This window comes from Mycobacterium sp. (assembly GCF_046091765.1).
Taxonomy (GTDB): Bacteria; Actinomycetota; Actinomycetes; order Mycobacteriales; family Mycobacteriaceae; genus Mycobacterium.
In genome coordinates, this window is sequence record NZ_JBJTCF010000026.1 from 1 (window position 1) to 14,348 (window position 14,348).

Here is a 14,348-nt window from a genome sequence, read left to right on the forward strand (position 1 = left end):
TAGTTGGTCAGTGCGTCCACCCACACGTACATGACGTGCGCCGGGTCGCCGGGCACCGGAACGCCCCAGTCGAACGACGTCCGCGATATCGACAGATCCCGCAGCCCGCCGGAGACGAAACTGACCACCTCGTTGCGGCGCGCCTCGGGGGCGATGAAATCCGGGTTGGCCGCGTAGTGCGCCAGCAGGGGTTCGGCGTAGGCCGAGAGTCGGAAGATGGAGGTCTGTTCCACGGTCCTGCTCACCGGTGTCCCGGTTTCGACAGCGACCCGGGTGCCGTCCGGATCGACCGTCGTCTCGGCTTCGGTGAAGAACCGCTCGTCGCGCACCGAGTACCAGCCGGAGTAGGAGTCGAGGTAGATGTCGCCGTTGTCGGCCATCCGCTGCCAGATCGCCGCCGACGCCGCGTAGTGGTCGGGGTCGGTGGTGCGGATGAACCGGTCGAAGGAGATGTCGAGTAGTCCGGCGAGGCGTTCGAACTCGTCGGAGTTGCGCCGGGCGAACTCGGGGGTGGGGATGCCCTCGGCGGCGGCGGCCTGCGCCATCTTCAGCCCGTGCTCGTCGGTGCCGGTCAGAAACCGGACGTCGAAGGAGTCCAGCCGCTTGAACCGGGCGATCGCGTCGGTGGCGATGTACTCGTAGGCGTGCCCGATGTGCGGAGCGCCGTTGGGGTAGGCGATCGCGGTGGTGATGTAGAACGGCTGACTCATGTCGGCTATCACCCTATTGGTTGGCCTTAGGGTGTTGCGCGTGAGCAAGCGACCGGCACCGCCGCCGCCGGAGCCGTTGGCGCCGCTGGTCGACGCCCACACCCACCTCGATGCGTGCGGGGCCCGCACGGCCGAGGACGTCCGGGCGATCGCCGACCGCGCGCAGGCGGTCGGGGTCGGCGCCATGGTGACCATCGCCGACGATCTGGACTCCGCCCGCTGGGCGGTGACGGCCGCCGAGTGGGACGAGCGCGTCTACGCCGCCGTCGCGCTGCACCCCACCCGCGCCGGGCACCTCAGCGGGCCCGCCCGCGCCGAGATCGAGCGCCTGGCCGCGCACCCGCGGGTGGTGGCGATCGGCGAGACCGGCATGGATCTGTACTGGCCGGGCCGGCTGGAGGGCTGCGCGCCGGTGGCGATCCAGCGCGAGGCGTTCGCCTGGCACATCGACCTGGCCAAGCGGACCGGCAAGCCGCTGATGATCCACAACCGCGACGCCGACGCCGAGGTGCTCGACGTGCTGCGCGCCGAGGGCGCCCCGCCGACGGTGATCCTGCACTGCTTCTCCTCGGGCCCGCAGATGGCGCGCACCTGCGTCGAGCGCGGCTGGGTGCTCAGCCTGTCGGGCACGGTCAGCTTCCGCAACGCCGCCGCGCTGCGCGAGGCCGCCGCCCTGATCCCGCCCGGGCAGCTGCTGGTGGAGACCGACGCGCCGTTTCTGACCCCGCACCCCTACCGCGGGGCGCCCAACGAGCCCTACTGCCTGCCCTACACCGTGCGGGCGCTGGCCGAGCTGCTGGGGCGGCCCGCCGAGGAGCTGGCCGGCGAGTCCACCGCGACCGCCCGGCGGGTCTACGGCCTGCGCTGAACGCGGACTGAGGGTCTGCTGAGATACCCGCCGCGGAGTTGCCGCGCCCCCGCGGCGTCCGTTACCTTTCTGTGATCTCCACCCCCACTATTCGCCATGACTCCCCAGCCATGACTCCCCAGCCATGACACACGCCCTGAGCAGACTGCAGCAGTCGGCCACCCCCGCCTTCCGGGTGGTGATCGCCGCGCTGCTGGTCACCCTCGGCGCGGGCGGGGTGCTGGCGGTGCGCTCTCCGAAGACCGTCACCCTCACCGTCGACGGCACCACGACCACCGTCACGACGATGAAGTCGCGGGTGCTCGACATCATCGAGGAGAACGGTCTGCGGGTGGGCGAGCGCGACGAGGTGGTGCCCGCGGTCGGCCAGCGCGTCGGCGACGCCGCCACGGTGGTGTTGCGCCGCGGCCGCCCGCTGCAGATCTCGGTCGACGGCCAGCAGCCCCGGCAGGTCTGGACGACGGCGTCCACCGTCGGGGACGCGCTGGCCCAACTGGCGCTGGCCGACACCGCCCCCGCGCAGGCCACCCCGGACACCCGGCTGCCGCTGGCCGGGATGGCGCTGCCGTTGGTCAGCGCCAAGACCGTGCAGATCGACGACGGCGGTGTGGTCAAGACCGTGAAGCTGGCCGCCCCCGACGTGGGTGCGCTGATCGCCGCGAGCGGGCAGCCTCTGCAGCAGCGCGACACCGTCGTGCCCGCCGCGAACGCCCCGGTGGTCGAGGGCATGGCGATCCAGGTCACCCGGGTGCGCATCCAGAAGGTCACCGAGCGGGTGCCGCTGGTGCCGGCGGCGCGCCAGATCGAGGACCCGGCGCTGAACAAGAGCCGCCGCGTGGTCGAAGACCCCGGCGTACCCGGCGTGCAGGACGTCACCTTCGCCGTCGCGATCGTCAACGGCGTCGAGACCGGCCGGCTGCCGGTGGCCAACGCGGTGGTTGTCGCCGCGCGTGACTCGGTGGTGCGAGTGGGCGCCAAACCCGGAACCGAGGTGCCGCCGGTCACCAACGGGCCGATCTGGGACGCGATCGCCTCCTGCGAGTCGGGCAACAACTGGGCGATCAACACCGGCAACGGCTACTACGGCGGGCTGCAGTTCGACCAGAACACCTGGGAGCGCCAAGGCGGGCTGCGCTACGCCGACCGTGCCGACCTGGCGACCCGCGAGGAGCAGATCGCCATCGCGACGGTGACCCAGGCCCGGCAGGGCTGGGGGGCCTGGCCGGTCTGCGGCCGGGCGGCGAGGTGACCGTCCGCTATCTAGGTCGCAACGAGATCCGCACCCTCGCTCGAGAACTGGATATCAGACCGCGAAAGTCGCTGGGGCAGAACTTCGTTCACGACCCCAACACGCTGCGCCGGGTGGTCGCGGCCGCCGGTGTCGGCAAGACCGACGAGGTGCTCGAGGTCGGCCCGGGCCTGGGGTCGCTGACCCTGGCACTGCTCGACCGAGGCGCCTCGGTCACCGCCGTGGAGATCGACCCGACGTTGGCCGAACGGCTGCCCGAGACCGTCGGCGCGCACTGCAACAGCGAGATCCGCCGGCTTCAGGTCCTGCACCGTGACATCCTCGCGCTGCGCCGCGCGGATCTGCAGACCCAGCCCACCGCGCTGGTGGCCAACCTGCCGTACAACATCGCGGTGCCCGCGCTGGTGCACCTGCTGGCGGAGTTCCCGACGCTGCGCACCGCCACCGTGATGGTCCAGGCCGAGGTCGCCGAACGGCTCGCCGCCGAGCCCGGCGGCAAGGAGTACGGCGTGCCCAGCGTGAAGGTGCGCTTCTTCGGTACCGTGCGCCGCCACGGCATGGTGTCCCCGACGGTGTTCTGGCCGATCCCGCGGGTGTACTCCGGCCTGGTGCGCATCGACCGCTACCCCTCCCCGCCGTGGCCCCAGGACGAGCAGTTCCGCCGCAGCATCTTCGAGCTGGTCGACATCGCGTTCGCCCAGCGGCGCAAGACCGCGCGCAACGCCTTCGCGCAGTGGGCCGGTTCGGGCAACGCGTCCGCGGAGGTGCTGCTGTCGGCGAGCATCGACCCGGCGCGGCGTGGTGAGACGCTGACCATCGACGACTTCGTGCGGCTCTGGCAGCGCTCGGGCCGCACCGCCGCGCCGGGCGATCCGCCCGCAGGGCGCTCAGAGCCCGCCGGGGTGCACTGAGCTCGCGTTACCCTCGTGCGGTGTCCACGAGTGGCAACACCGCGCGCCAATGGGTGCCGACCGGCTCGGTGACGGTGCGGGTCCCCGGGAAGGTCAACCTCTATCTCGAAGTGGGCGATCAGCGCCCCGACGGCTACCACGAACTGACCACCGTCTTTCACGCCGTCTCGCTGTCCGACGAGGTGACCGTGCGCAACGCCGACGTGCTGTCGCTGCGGCTGACCGGGGAGGGCGCCGCCGAGGTGCCCACCGACGAGCGCAACCTGGCCTGGCAGGCCGCCGAGCTGATGGCCGGCCACGTCGGGCGCGCCCCCGACGTGGACATCACGATCGACAAGTCGATCCCGGTGGCCGGCGGGATGGCGGGCGGTAGCGCCGACGCCGCCGCGGTGCTGGTCGCCATCAATGAGCTGTGGGAACTGGGCGTGCCGCGTCGCGACCTGCACGCGATGGCCGCCGAACTGGGCAGTGACGTCCCCTTCGCGCTGCACGGCGGCACCGCGCTGGGCACCGGCCGCGGTGAGGACCTGACCACCGTGCTGGCCCGCACCACCTTCCACTGGGTGCTGGCCTTCGCCGCCGCGGGGCTCTCGGCGGCGGCGGTGTACGCCGAGATCGACCGGCTGCGCGAGGCGGGGGAGCCGCCGCGGCTGTCCGATCCCGAACCGCTGCTGGCCGCGCTGTCGGCCGGCGACCCGCACCAGCTGGCCCCGCTGCTGGGCAACGACCTGCAGCCGGCGGCGCTGAGCCTGGAGCCCGGACTGCGGCGCACCCTGCGCGCCGGTGCCGAGGCCGGCGCGCTGGCCGGCATCGTCTCCGGTTCCGGGCCGACGTGCGCGTTCCTGTGCGCCTCGGCCGGGGCGGCGGTGGACGTCGGCACCGAGCTGGCCGGGGCGGGCGTGTGCCGCACCGTGCGGGTGGCCAGCGGGCCGGTGCACGGCGCCCGGGTGGTGCCGACGGCCTCCCCGGGCCCGTGAACAGCGCCGCTTGGCATTAAATTAAGGAAAGTCTAAGATCATCGAGTCGAGACCGAAACGCTCCCCTCTCGTGCAGGCGTGCCGCACGCGGAAACGCCGCCCCGGGCGGAGCATGAAGGTCCGGGCGAGCCGAACGGCGAGGAGGCCAGCGTGAGCCGTTTCACCGACAAGATGTTCCACAGCGCGATGACCAGCGCCAAGGGGATGGTTACCGGTGAGCCTCACGAACCCGTCCGGCACTCCTGGCGCGAGGTCCACGAGCGGGCCCGCCGGATCGCCGGCGGCCTGGCCGCCGCCGGGGTCGGCCACGGCGACGCGGTGGGCGTGCTGGCCGGGGCGCCGGTGGAGATCGCCCCGACCGCGCAGGCGCTGTGGATGCGCGGCGCCAGCCTGACGATGCTGCACCAGCCCACCCCGCGCACCGACCTCGAACACTGGGCCGCCGACACCAGCAACGTCATCGACATGATCGACGCGCGCGCGGTGGTGGTCTCCGATCCGTTCCTGCCCGCCGTGCCGGTGCTCGAGCAGCGTGGCGTGAAGGTGCTGACGGTGGAGTCGCTGCTGGCCTCCGAGCCCGGCGACCCGGTGCCGACCGGCGAGGACGACGTGGCGCTCATGCAGCTCACGTCGGGCTCGACCGGATCGCCCAAGGCGGTGGTGATCACCCACCGCAACATCCACTCCAACGCCGAGGCGATGTTCGTCGGTGCCGAGTACGACGTCGACACCGATGTCATGGTCAGCTGGCTGCCCTGCTTCCACGACATGGGCATGGTGGGCTTTTTGACCATCCCGATGTACTTCGGCGCCGAACTGGTCAAGGTCACCCCGCTGGACTTCCTGCGCGACACCCTGCTGTGGGCCAAGCTGATCGACAAGTACCGGGGCACCATGACCGCCGCCCCCAACTTCGCCTACGCGCTGTTCGCCAAGCGGCTGCGCCGTCAGGCCAAGCCCGGCGACTTCGACCTGTCCACGCTGCGCTTCGCGCTCTCCGGTGCCGAGCCGGTCGAACCGGCCGACGTCGAGGACCTCATCGACGCGGGTAAACCGTTCGGGCTGAGCAAGTTCGCGATCCTGCCCGCCTACGGCATGGCCGAGACCACCCTGGCGGTGTCGTTCTCGCAGTGCGGTGCGGGCCTGGTGGTCGACGAGGTCGACGCCGACCTGCTGGCCGCGCTGCGCCGCGCGGTGCCCACGTCGCGGGGCAACGTGCGCCGGCTGGCCACGCTGGGTCCGCTGCTGCAGGATCTGGAGGCCCGCATCGTCGACGAGGACGGCAACGTGCTGCCCGCGCGCGGGGTCGGCATCATCGAATTGCGCGGGGAGTCGCTGACCCCGGGGTATCTGACCATGGGCGGTTTCGTGCCCGCGCAGGACGAGAACGGCTGGTATGACACCGGCGACCTGGGCTACCTCACCGAGGAGGGCTACGTGGTGGTCTGCGGCCGGGTCAAGGACGTGATCATCATGGCGGGCCGCAACATCTATCCCACCGACATCGAGCGCGCGGCCGGCCGGGTGGAGGGCGTGCGCCCGGGCTGCGCGGTCGCGGTGCGCCTGGACGCCGGGCACTCCCGGGAGACCTTCGCGGTGGCCGTGGAGTCCAACGTCTGGGACGACCCCGCCGAGGTGCGCCGCATCGAGCAGCAGGTCGCCCACGAGGTCGTCGCCGAGGTCGACGTGCGCCCGCGCAACGTGGTCGTGCTGGGACCGGGCACCATCCCCAAGACGCCGTCGGGCAAGCTGCGCCGGGCCAACTCCGTGGGCCTGGTCACCTAGGCGGTCAGCGCGGTGTCCAGGCGTGAACCTGGTTCTGCGCGGCCTCCAGGCCGAGGTCGATCAGCAGCTCGGTGGCGTCGGCGGCCTGCTCGCAGAGGGCGGGCACGTCGGTGCGCTCGGCGGCGGTGAACGGCTCGAGCACGAACGCCGCGGGGTCCTTGCGGCCGGGCGGGCGGCCGATCCCGATGCGCACCCGCTGAAAATCCTTGGTGCCCAACGCGTTCGCCACCGAGCGCAGGCCGTTGTGGCCGCCCTCGCCGCCGCCGGTCTTGAGCCGGATCAGCCCGAAGTCCAGGTCGAGGTCGTCGTGGATGACCACCACGTCGGCGGGGCTCACCGAGTAGAACTTGGCCAGCGGCCCGACCTGGCGGCCCGACTCGTTCATGAACGTGCGCGGCTTGGCCAGCACGACCGGCCGGTGCGCCAGCCGGCCGGTGAGGACCTCGGCGCCGGAGCGCTTGTGCACCTTGAACGCGGCACCGATGCGGCCGGCCAGCAGGTCGGCGACCATGAACCCGACGTTGTGGCGGGTCTTGGCGTACTGCGGTCCGGGGTTGCCCAGGCCGACCACCAGCAACGGCTCGGCCACCGCGGGTGCTTACTCGCCCTCGGCGGGCTTGCTCTCGCCCTCGCCGCCGGCCTCCGCGGACTCCCCGGCCTCGCCGGCGGCTTCCTCGCCCTCGGCGGCCTCGGCACCCTCGGCCTCGGTCACCTCGCCGGCGCCCTCGGCCTCGAGGTCCTCGGCGGTCGGCGCGACCACGACGTTGACCACGAGCATCTCGGGATCGCTGACCAGGGTGACCCCCTCGGGCAGGGCGATCTGCCCGGCGGTGATCTGGGTGCCCTCCTCGGCGCCTTCGATGGACACCGTCAGGCTCTCCGGGATGGACAGCGCCTCGGCCTCGATCTCGATCGTGGTGGAGTCCTGGGTGACCAGGGTGCCGTTGGCGGCCTCGCCCTCCAGGGCGACCGGGACCTCCACGGTCACCTTCTCGCCGCGGCGGACCACCAGCAGGTCGGCGTGGGTGACATTGCGCCGCACCGGATGCACGGCGATGGACTTGGTCAGCGCCAGCTGCTCTTTGCCGTCGATGGTCAAACTGAGCACGGCGTTGGCGCCGGAGTTGCGCAGCACCGCGGCGAAGTCGTGCGCGTTGAGCGTCAGGTGCTGCGGGTCGCTGCCGTGGCCGTAGAGGACCGCGGGGACCTTGCCCTCGCGCCGGGCCTGCCGCGAGGCGCCCTTGCCGGTGCGGGTGCGCACCTCGACGCTGAGACGGTTGGTGTTGGAAGCCATCGAATGCCCCTGCCTTCGTGTTATCGGTCGGCGAAGGCGGGCGAATCGGCGCTCTCGCGCCGGGCCGCGTCGATAACGGTGGCCGAACCACCCTCGCCGTGACGTCGCCCCAGGGTAGCCGACGGCGGCCGCCGCAGGGAAATCGCCCTGCACCGGGACCGGCCCGCTACTTCACGGCGACGCTGAATCCCCCGATGACGGACTCGATTTCGGCGGCCTGCGGGGCGGCCTGCTGGGCGAGGCTGGTCACGGTGAACTGCACGAGGTAGCGCTGAAACCGCGGCGCCGGGGTCACCGGGATGACGATGCGGTTGTAGGTGTGCAGGCGTTCGCCGTTGAGGTCGTAGCTGCCCTCGATCATCGACGACGGGAAGCCCTTGAAGTCGGCCTCGGAGTAGTTCAGTTTGGTGAAGTTCTGCGACATCTCAGCGCTGCTGTCGGCGTGCTTGAGCGCCTCGGCCACGTCGAAGTTCCCGTTGAGCCGGAACACCATCACCATCGCGGTCGGGTAGGTGTTGTTCTTGGCGATCGCCTCGGTGCCCGGCGACAGGTTCGGGTTGGCGTACTTGGTCCACCCCTTCGGACGCGGCAGCGTGACCGTCAGGTCGGTCAGCTTGTCGAGTGCGACCTGTTCGCCGGTCACACCGACGCTCTCCAGGTAGTCGGCGATCGGGGTGGGGGTCGTCGAGGTGGAGTCCGCCGCGGCGGTGTCCTCGGTCGTCTCCGCGGCGGCTGTGGTGCTGCTCGCCTTGATCGGGGAGTACTCGGCGGTCTGCGGGCCGCAGCCGACCGCGGTCGCCAGCGCCAGGACGGCCAGGACCGGGGCGCTGCGCCGGTGGGTGATCTTCATCCGGTGCGGCGCTACGCGTCCCCGTCGAAGAGCCCGGTCACCGAGCCGTTCTCGAAGACCGCGCGGATGGTGCTGGCCAGCAGCGGGGCGATCGAGAGCACGGTCAACTGCGGGAAGCGCTTGGAGTCGTCGATGGGCAGGGTGTCGGTGACGATCACCTCGCGGGCGCCGCACCCGGCGAGCCGTTCGGCGGCCGGATCGGACAGCACGCCGTGGGTGGCGGCGATGATCACGTCGGCGGCGCCCTCCTCGCGCAGCAGTCGCACCGCGCCGGCGATGGTCCCGCCGGTGTCGATCATGTCGTCGGTGAGCACGCAGGTCTTGCCCTCCACCTCGCCGACCACCCGATGGGACACCACCTGGTTGGACACCCGCGGGTCGCGGGTCTTGTGGATGAAGGCCAGCGGTGTGCCGCCCAGCGCGTCGGCCCACTTCTCGGCGACCCGCACGCGTCCGGAGTCGGGGGAGACCACGACGACGTCCTCGCTGCTGTAGTTGTCCTTGATGTAGCCGGTCAGCAGCGGTTGCGCACGCATGTGGTCCACGGGTCCGTCGAAGAACCCCTGGATCTGGTCGGTGTGCAGATCCACCGACACGATGCGGTCCGCGCCTGCGGTCTTGAGCAGATCGGCCACCAGCCGCGCCGAGATCGGTTCGCGGCCGCGGTGCTTCTTGTCCTGGCGGGCGTAGGGATAGAACGGCAGGATCGCGGTGATCCGCTTGGCGCTGCCCCGCTTAAGCGCGTCGATCATGATCAGCTGTTCCATCAGCCACGTGTTCAGCGGGGCGGGGTGGGACTGCAGGACGAACGCGTCGCAGCCGCGCACCGACTCGTCGAAGCGGACGAAGATCTCCCCGTTGGCGAAGTCGCGGGCGGTCTGCTCGGTGACGTGGATGTCGAGTTCCTTGGCGACCTGCTCGGCCAACTCCGGGTGCGCGCGGCCGGAGAAGAGCATCAGGTTCTTGCGGTTGTCCATCCAGTCGGTGCTCACTGGTGCCCCTGCCGGTCGGGAATCGGTCAGAACTGGCTTGATCTTACGGAGTCAGCTCTGTTCGGCCTCACGCGACTCGGCTTTGGCCCGGGCCTGGGATTCAGCGGCGGCCTGCGCCGAGTCGCTTCCGGGACGGTTGTGCAACACCCAGTCCTCGATGGTGCGCTGCGGCCCGGCCGAGACCGCCAGCGCCCCGGGCGGGACGTCCTCGCGCAGCACCGTGCCCGCGCCGGTGTAGGCGCCGTCGCCGACGGTGACCGGCGCGACGAACATCGTGTCGCTGCCGGTGCGCACGTGCGAGCCGACCGTGGTGCGGCTCTTGGTCTCGCCGTCGTAGTTGACGAACACGCTGGAGGCGCCGATGTTGCTGTGGTCGCCGATGTCGGCGTCGCCGACGTAGGTCAGATGCGGCACCTTGGTGCCGGTGCCGATCACGGCGTTCTTGGTCTCCACGAACGCCCCGAGTTTGCCCTCCGCCCCCAGCCGGGTGCCCGGCCGCAGGTAGGCGAACGGCCCGACCTCCGCGCCGTCACCGATCTCGGAGTCGATCCCGTGGGTGCGCACCACCGACGCGCCCGCGCCGACCCGCACGCCCTCCAGGGTGGTGTCCGGCCCGATCCGGCACCCGGTGCCGATGCGGGTCGCGCCCAGCAGCTGGGTGCCCGGGTGCACGACGGTGTCGCGGCCGATCGTGACGTCGACGTCTATCCAGGTGGTCTGCGGGTCGACCACGCTGACCCCGGCGCGCTGGTGGGCGGCCACCACCCGGCCGTTGAGCTCACGGGCGATCTCGGCCAGCTGGACCCGGTCGTTGACTCCGGCGACCAGGGCGTGGTCCTCGATGTGGCGGGCGCGCACCGGTCGCCCGTCGGCGCGCACGATCGCGATCACGTCGGTCAGGTAGCGCTCCTGCTGGGCGTTGTCCGAGGACAGCCGGCTCAGTGCCGAGCGCAGCGCGGCGGCGTCGAACGCGTACACCCCGGCGTTGACCTCGCGGATGGCCCGCTGCTGCGGGGTGGCGTCGGTCTCCTCGACGATGGCGATCACCTCGCCGTCCTGGGTGCGCAGGATGCGGCCGTAGCCGGTGGCGTCGGGCACGGTGGTGGTCAGCACCGTCACCGCGGCCGGTTCGTCGCGGTGCGCGGCGATCAGCCCGGCCAGCGTGTCGGCGTCGAGCAGTGGGATGTCGGCGGAGGTGACCACGACCGTGCCGGCGAAGTCGGGGGGCAGTGCGGACAGCCCGCACAGCGCCGCGTCGCCGGTGCCCAGCTGCTGGCGCTGCACGGCCACCTGGACGGGGCGGCCGATCGCGTCGGCGAGCTCGCCGACCACCGGTTCCACCCGCCGGCGGTCGTTGCCCAGCACCACCACCAGGTGTTCGGGGCCGGTCTTGGCCACCGCGTGCAGGGCGTGGGCGAGCATGCTGCGCCCGCCGAGGGTGTGCAGCACCTTGGGGGTGTCCGAGCGCATCCGGGTGCCCGCGCCGGCGGCGAGCACGACGACGGCGGATTCGTGAACCGGTGACGTCACCCGGGCCTCCCAGTGAGCGGTTTCATACGCGACACGCCACCAAACCGTACCCAAGCCGCACAGTCGGGGTGGAAGGTCGCTCCGTCGCCAGGACTCGAACCTGAACTATCTGAACCAAAATCAGAGGTGCTGCCAATTACACCACGACGGATCACCCGCCTGGCACTGTAGCAGCAGGCCAGCGGGTGAATCGGTGCGCGCCGCAGGCGGATACGACAGGCACATAGAATCGGTCGATCATGGCCGTGCCGGGGCGTCAGGACGTCCGAACTCCGCTGGCCGGTCTCGTCGACACCGCGCTGCGGGCACCCGCGTTCGCCGATCTCGTCGAGCGCGCGGCGGGCCGGCCGGAGGACCTGGCGGTGGTGGGCCCGGTCAGCGCCCAGCTGTTCGTGGCCTGCGCGCTGGCCCGCGGTGGCCCGCTGCTGGTGGTGACGGCCACCGGGCGGGAGGCCGACGACCTCGCCGCCGAACTGCGCGGGGTGTACGGCGAGTCCGCGGCGATGTTCCCGGCCTGGGAGACCCTGCCGCACGAGCGGCTCTCGCCGGGGGTGGACACCGTCGGATCGCGGCTGCTGTTGCTGCGCCGCCTGGCCCGACCCGACGACGAGCGCCTGGGTCCGCCGCTGTCGGTCGTGGTGACCAGCGTGCGATCGCTGCTGCAGCCGATGGCCGCCGACCTGGCCGAGACCGAACCGGTCAGCTTCGAGGTCGGCGCGCAGCAGGACTTCGACGCGGTGGTGGCGCGTCTGGTGGACCTGGCCTACACCCGGGTGGACATGGTCGGCCGGCGCGGTGAGTTCGCGGTGCGCGGCGGGATCCTCGACGTCTTCCCGCCGACCGCCGAACACCCGGTGCGGGTCGAGTTCTGGGGCGACGAGGTCAGCGAGATGCGGATGTTCGCCGTCGCCGACCAGCGCTCCATCCCCGAGATCGAGGTCGGTGCGGTGATCGCGGTGCCGTGTCGGGAGCTGCTGCTCACCGACGACGTGCGTTGCCGTGCAGCCGAATTGGCCAAAGCCGGTCACCCCGACGAGAACCCGGTGATCGGCGGCGTCGCCGAGATGCTGGCCAAGATCGCCGAGGGTGTGCCGGTCGACGGCATGGAGGCCCTGCAGCCGGTGCTGCGCCCCGGACGCCTGGGCCTGCTCACCGATCACCTGCCGGCGCAGACGCCGCTGCTGGTGTGCGACCCGGAGAAGGTGCGCACCCGGGCGGCCGACCTGATCACGACGGGCCAGGAGTTCCTGGAGGCGTCGTGGTCGGTGGCCGCGCTCGGCGGGCAGGCACCGGTGGACGTCGAACAACTCGGCGGGTCGGGATTCCGCGAACTCGACGAGGTCCGCGAGGCCGCCCGGGCCGGCGGTCACCGGTGGTGGACGGTCAGCCAGCTCGGCGGCGACGGGGCGATCGATCTCGGGCTGCGTCCCGCGCCGTCGGCGCGCGGACAGCAGAGCACCGTCGAGGAGATCTTCGCCATGCTGCGCGCACACCTGCGCACCGGCGGACTGGCCGCGGTCGTGACGCCCGGCACCGGCACCGCGCAGCGGGTGGTCGAGCAGCTCGCCGAACGCGACACCCCCGCGGCGTTGCTGGAGGCGGGCGGGGCGCCCGCGGCGGGGGTGGTCGGGGTGCTCAAGGGCCCGCTGCACGCCGGGATCGTGGTGCCCGACGCCGCCCTGGTGGTGATCACCGAGACCGACCTCACCGGCAACCGCGCCACCGGCCCGGAGGGCAAGCGGCTGGCCGCGCGGCGGCGCAACACCGTCGACCCGCTCGCGCTGAGCGCCGGGGACCTGGTGGTGCACGACCAGCACGGCATCGGCAGATTCGTGGAGATGGTCGAGCGCACCGTCGGCGGGGCGCGCCGCGAATATCTGGTGCTGGAGTACGCCTCGGGACGGCGCGGCCAGCAGGCCGACCGGCTCTACGTCCCGATGGACTCCCTCGACCAGCTCTCGCGCTACGTCGGCGGCGAGCAGCCGGCGCTGAGCCGGCTCGGCGGCAGCGACTGGGCGAACACGAAAACCAAGGCGCGCAGGGCGGTTCGCGAGATCGCCGCTGAGCTTGTCGCGCTCTACGCCAAACGCCAGGCCGCCCCGGGGCATGCGTTCGCCCCCGACTCGCCGTGGCAGGCCGAGATGGAGGACGCGTTCGGCTTCACCGAGACCGCCGACCAGCTGACCGCGATCGGCGAAGTGAAGACCGACATGGAAAAGCCGGTGCCGATGGACCGGGTCGTCTGCGGCGACGTCGGTTACGGCAAGACCGAGATCGCGGTGCGCGCGGCGTTCAAGGCGGTGCAGGACGGCAAGCAGGTCGCGGTGCTGGTGCCCACCACGCTGCTGGCCGACCAGCACCTGCAGACCTTCACCGAGCGGATGGCCGGGTTCCCGGTCACCGTCGCGGCGCTGTCGCGGTTCACCGACGCCGGCGAGTCCAAGCGGGTGCTGGCCGGCATGGCCGACGGCAGCGTGGACATCGTGATCGGCACCCACCGGCTGCTGCAGACCGGTGTGCGCTGGAAGGACCTCGGCCTGGTGGTGGTCGACGAGGAGCAGCGCTTCGGCGTGGAGCACAAGGAACACATCAAGGCGCTGCGCAGCCACGTCGACGTGCTCACCATGAGCGCCACCCCGATCCCGCGGACGCTGGAGATGAGCCTGGCCGGCATCCGGGAGATGTCGACGATCCTGACCCCGCCAGAAGAGCGCTACCCGGTGCTGACCTACGTCGGCCCCGACGACGCCAAACAGGTCGCCGCCGCGCTGCGCCGCGAACTGCTGCGCGACGGACAGGTGTTCTACGTGCACAACCGGGTCGACAGCATCGACGCCGCGGCCGCGCGGGTGCGCCAGGTGGTGCCCGAGGCGCGGGTGGCCGTCGCGCACGGCCAGATGCCCGAGGAACTGCTGGAGCGCACGGTGGCCGGCTTCTGGAACCGCGACTACGACATCCTGGTGTGCACCACCATCATCGAGACCGGCCTGGACATCTCCAACGCCAACACCCTGATCGTCGAGCGGGCCGACACGTTCGGACTCTCCCAGCTGCACCAGCTGCGCGGCCGGGTCGGGCGCAGCCGCGAGCGCGGCTACGCCTACTTCCTGTATCCGCGCGAGGCGCCGCTGACCGAGACCGCCTACGACCGGCTGGCCACCATCGCGCAGAACAACGAACTG

12 protein-coding genes and 1 tRNA gene are annotated in these 14,348 nt (G+C 71.7%); 6 read left to right on the forward strand and 7 right to left on the reverse strand.

The features are described 5' to 3' along the window. On the reverse strand, nt 1-710 hold a 710-nt coding region (locus tag ACKOB8_RS02450), incomplete at its 3' end, for a methionine--tRNA ligase (protein WP_526375288.1). On the opposite strand from ACKOB8_RS02450, the gene ACKOB8_RS02455 reads away from it, so the two are divergent. The 5 genes from ACKOB8_RS02455 to ACKOB8_RS02475 all read left to right on the forward strand — a co-directional run bounded on the left by ACKOB8_RS02455 (nt 709) and on the right by ACKOB8_RS02475 (nt 6,500). Beyond that, nucleotides 709-1,578, forward strand: coding sequence for a TatD family hydrolase (locus ACKOB8_RS02455; protein WP_526375290.1), 870 nt, complete (start codon nt 709-711; stop codon nt 1,576-1,578). The genes ACKOB8_RS02450 and ACKOB8_RS02455 overlap by 2 nt on opposite strands. Nucleotides 1,579-1,702: 124 nt before the next feature. Next, nucleotides 1,703-2,827: a transglycosylase family protein gene (locus ACKOB8_RS02460; RefSeq protein WP_526375292.1), complete on the forward strand. Its 1,125-nt coding sequence runs from the start codon at nt 1,703-1,705 to the stop codon at nt 2,825-2,827. Continuing rightward, on the forward strand, nt 2,806-3,738 hold the full coding sequence (gene rsmA, locus ACKOB8_RS02465) for a 16S rRNA (adenine(1518)-N(6)/adenine(1519)-N(6))-dimethyltransferase RsmA (RefSeq protein WP_526375310.1): 933 nt from the start codon (nt 2,806-2,808) through the stop codon (nt 3,736-3,738). The genes ACKOB8_RS02460 and rsmA overlap by 22 nt, the downstream gene beginning before the upstream one ends. 20 nt (nt 3,739-3,758) lie before the next feature. Then, nucleotides 3,759-4,715 (forward strand): 4-(cytidine 5'-diphospho)-2-C-methyl-D-erythritol kinase, encoded by a 957-nt coding sequence (locus tag ACKOB8_RS02470; protein WP_526375294.1) that lies wholly within the window; start codon nt 3,759-3,761, stop codon nt 4,713-4,715. A 150-nt stretch (nt 4,716-4,865) separates the two neighbouring features. Then, complete coding sequence (locus ACKOB8_RS02475; protein WP_526375296.1) at nt 4,866-6,500, forward strand: fatty acyl-AMP ligase; 1,635 nt, start codon at nt 4,866-4,868, stop codon at nt 6,498-6,500. Nucleotides 6,501-6,504: 4 nt separating this feature from the next. Here ACKOB8_RS02475 and pth read toward each other — a convergent pair whose 3' ends face one another. The 6 genes from pth to ACKOB8_RS02505 form a co-directional block, all read right to left on the reverse strand. Continuing rightward, nucleotides 6,505-7,089, reverse strand: coding sequence for an aminoacyl-tRNA hydrolase (pth, locus tag ACKOB8_RS02480; RefSeq protein WP_526375298.1), 585 nt, complete (start codon nt 7,087-7,089; stop codon nt 6,505-6,507). A gap of 9 nt (nt 7,090-7,098) precedes the next feature. Beyond that, complete coding sequence (locus tag ACKOB8_RS02485; protein WP_526375300.1) at nt 7,099-7,794, reverse strand: 50S ribosomal protein L25/general stress protein Ctc; 696 nt, start codon at nt 7,792-7,794, stop codon at nt 7,099-7,101. A 166-nt stretch (nt 7,795-7,960) separates the two neighbouring features. Further along, nucleotides 7,961-8,644 carry an LpqN/LpqT family lipoprotein gene (locus ACKOB8_RS02490; protein WP_526375302.1) on the reverse strand — a complete coding sequence of 228 codons (684 nt, stop codon included), beginning with the start codon at nt 8,642-8,644 and terminating at the stop codon, nt 7,961-7,963. A gap of 11 nt (nt 8,645-8,655) precedes the next feature. Further along, nucleotides 8,656-9,636, reverse strand: a complete 981-nt coding sequence (locus tag ACKOB8_RS02495; RefSeq protein WP_526375304.1) for a ribose-phosphate diphosphokinase — start codon at nt 9,634-9,636, stop codon at nt 8,656-8,658. A gap of 51 nt (nt 9,637-9,687) precedes the next feature. Continuing rightward, nucleotides 9,688-11,166 carry a bifunctional UDP-N-acetylglucosamine diphosphorylase/glucosamine-1-phosphate N-acetyltransferase GlmU gene (glmU, locus tag ACKOB8_RS02500; RefSeq protein WP_526375306.1) on the reverse strand — a complete coding sequence of 493 codons (1,479 nt, stop codon included), beginning with the start codon at nt 11,164-11,166 and terminating at the stop codon, nt 9,688-9,690. 79 nt (nt 11,167-11,245) lie between these two features. Next, nucleotides 11,246-11,317, reverse strand: a tRNA-Gln gene (locus ACKOB8_RS02505). Nucleotides 11,318-11,405: 88 nt separating this feature from the next. Here ACKOB8_RS02505 and mfd point away from each other — a divergent pair. Next, nucleotides 11,406-14,348 (forward strand): transcription-repair coupling factor (mfd, locus tag ACKOB8_RS02510; protein ID WP_526375308.1); only part of this gene is annotated, 2,943 nt, incomplete at its 3' end.

What these genes read in the sequence shown, in the direction of transcription:
- ACKOB8_RS02455 (WP_526375290.1), top strand. Translation starts at nt 709, where the DNA reads ATGTCGGCTATCACCCTATTGGTTGGCCTTAGGGTGTTGCGCGTGAGC.
- ACKOB8_RS02460 (WP_526375292.1), top strand. Translation starts at nt 1,703, where the DNA reads ATGACACACGCCCTGAGCAGACTGCAGCAGTCGGCCACCCCCGCCTTC.
- ACKOB8_RS02485 (WP_526375300.1), bottom strand. Translation starts at nt 7,794, where the DNA reads ATGGCTTCCAACACCAACCGTCTCAGCGTCGAGGTGCGCACCCGCACC.
- ACKOB8_RS02490 (WP_526375302.1), bottom strand. Translation starts at nt 8,644, where the DNA reads ATGAAGATCACCCACCGGCGCAGCGCCCCGGTCCTGGCCGTCCTGGCG.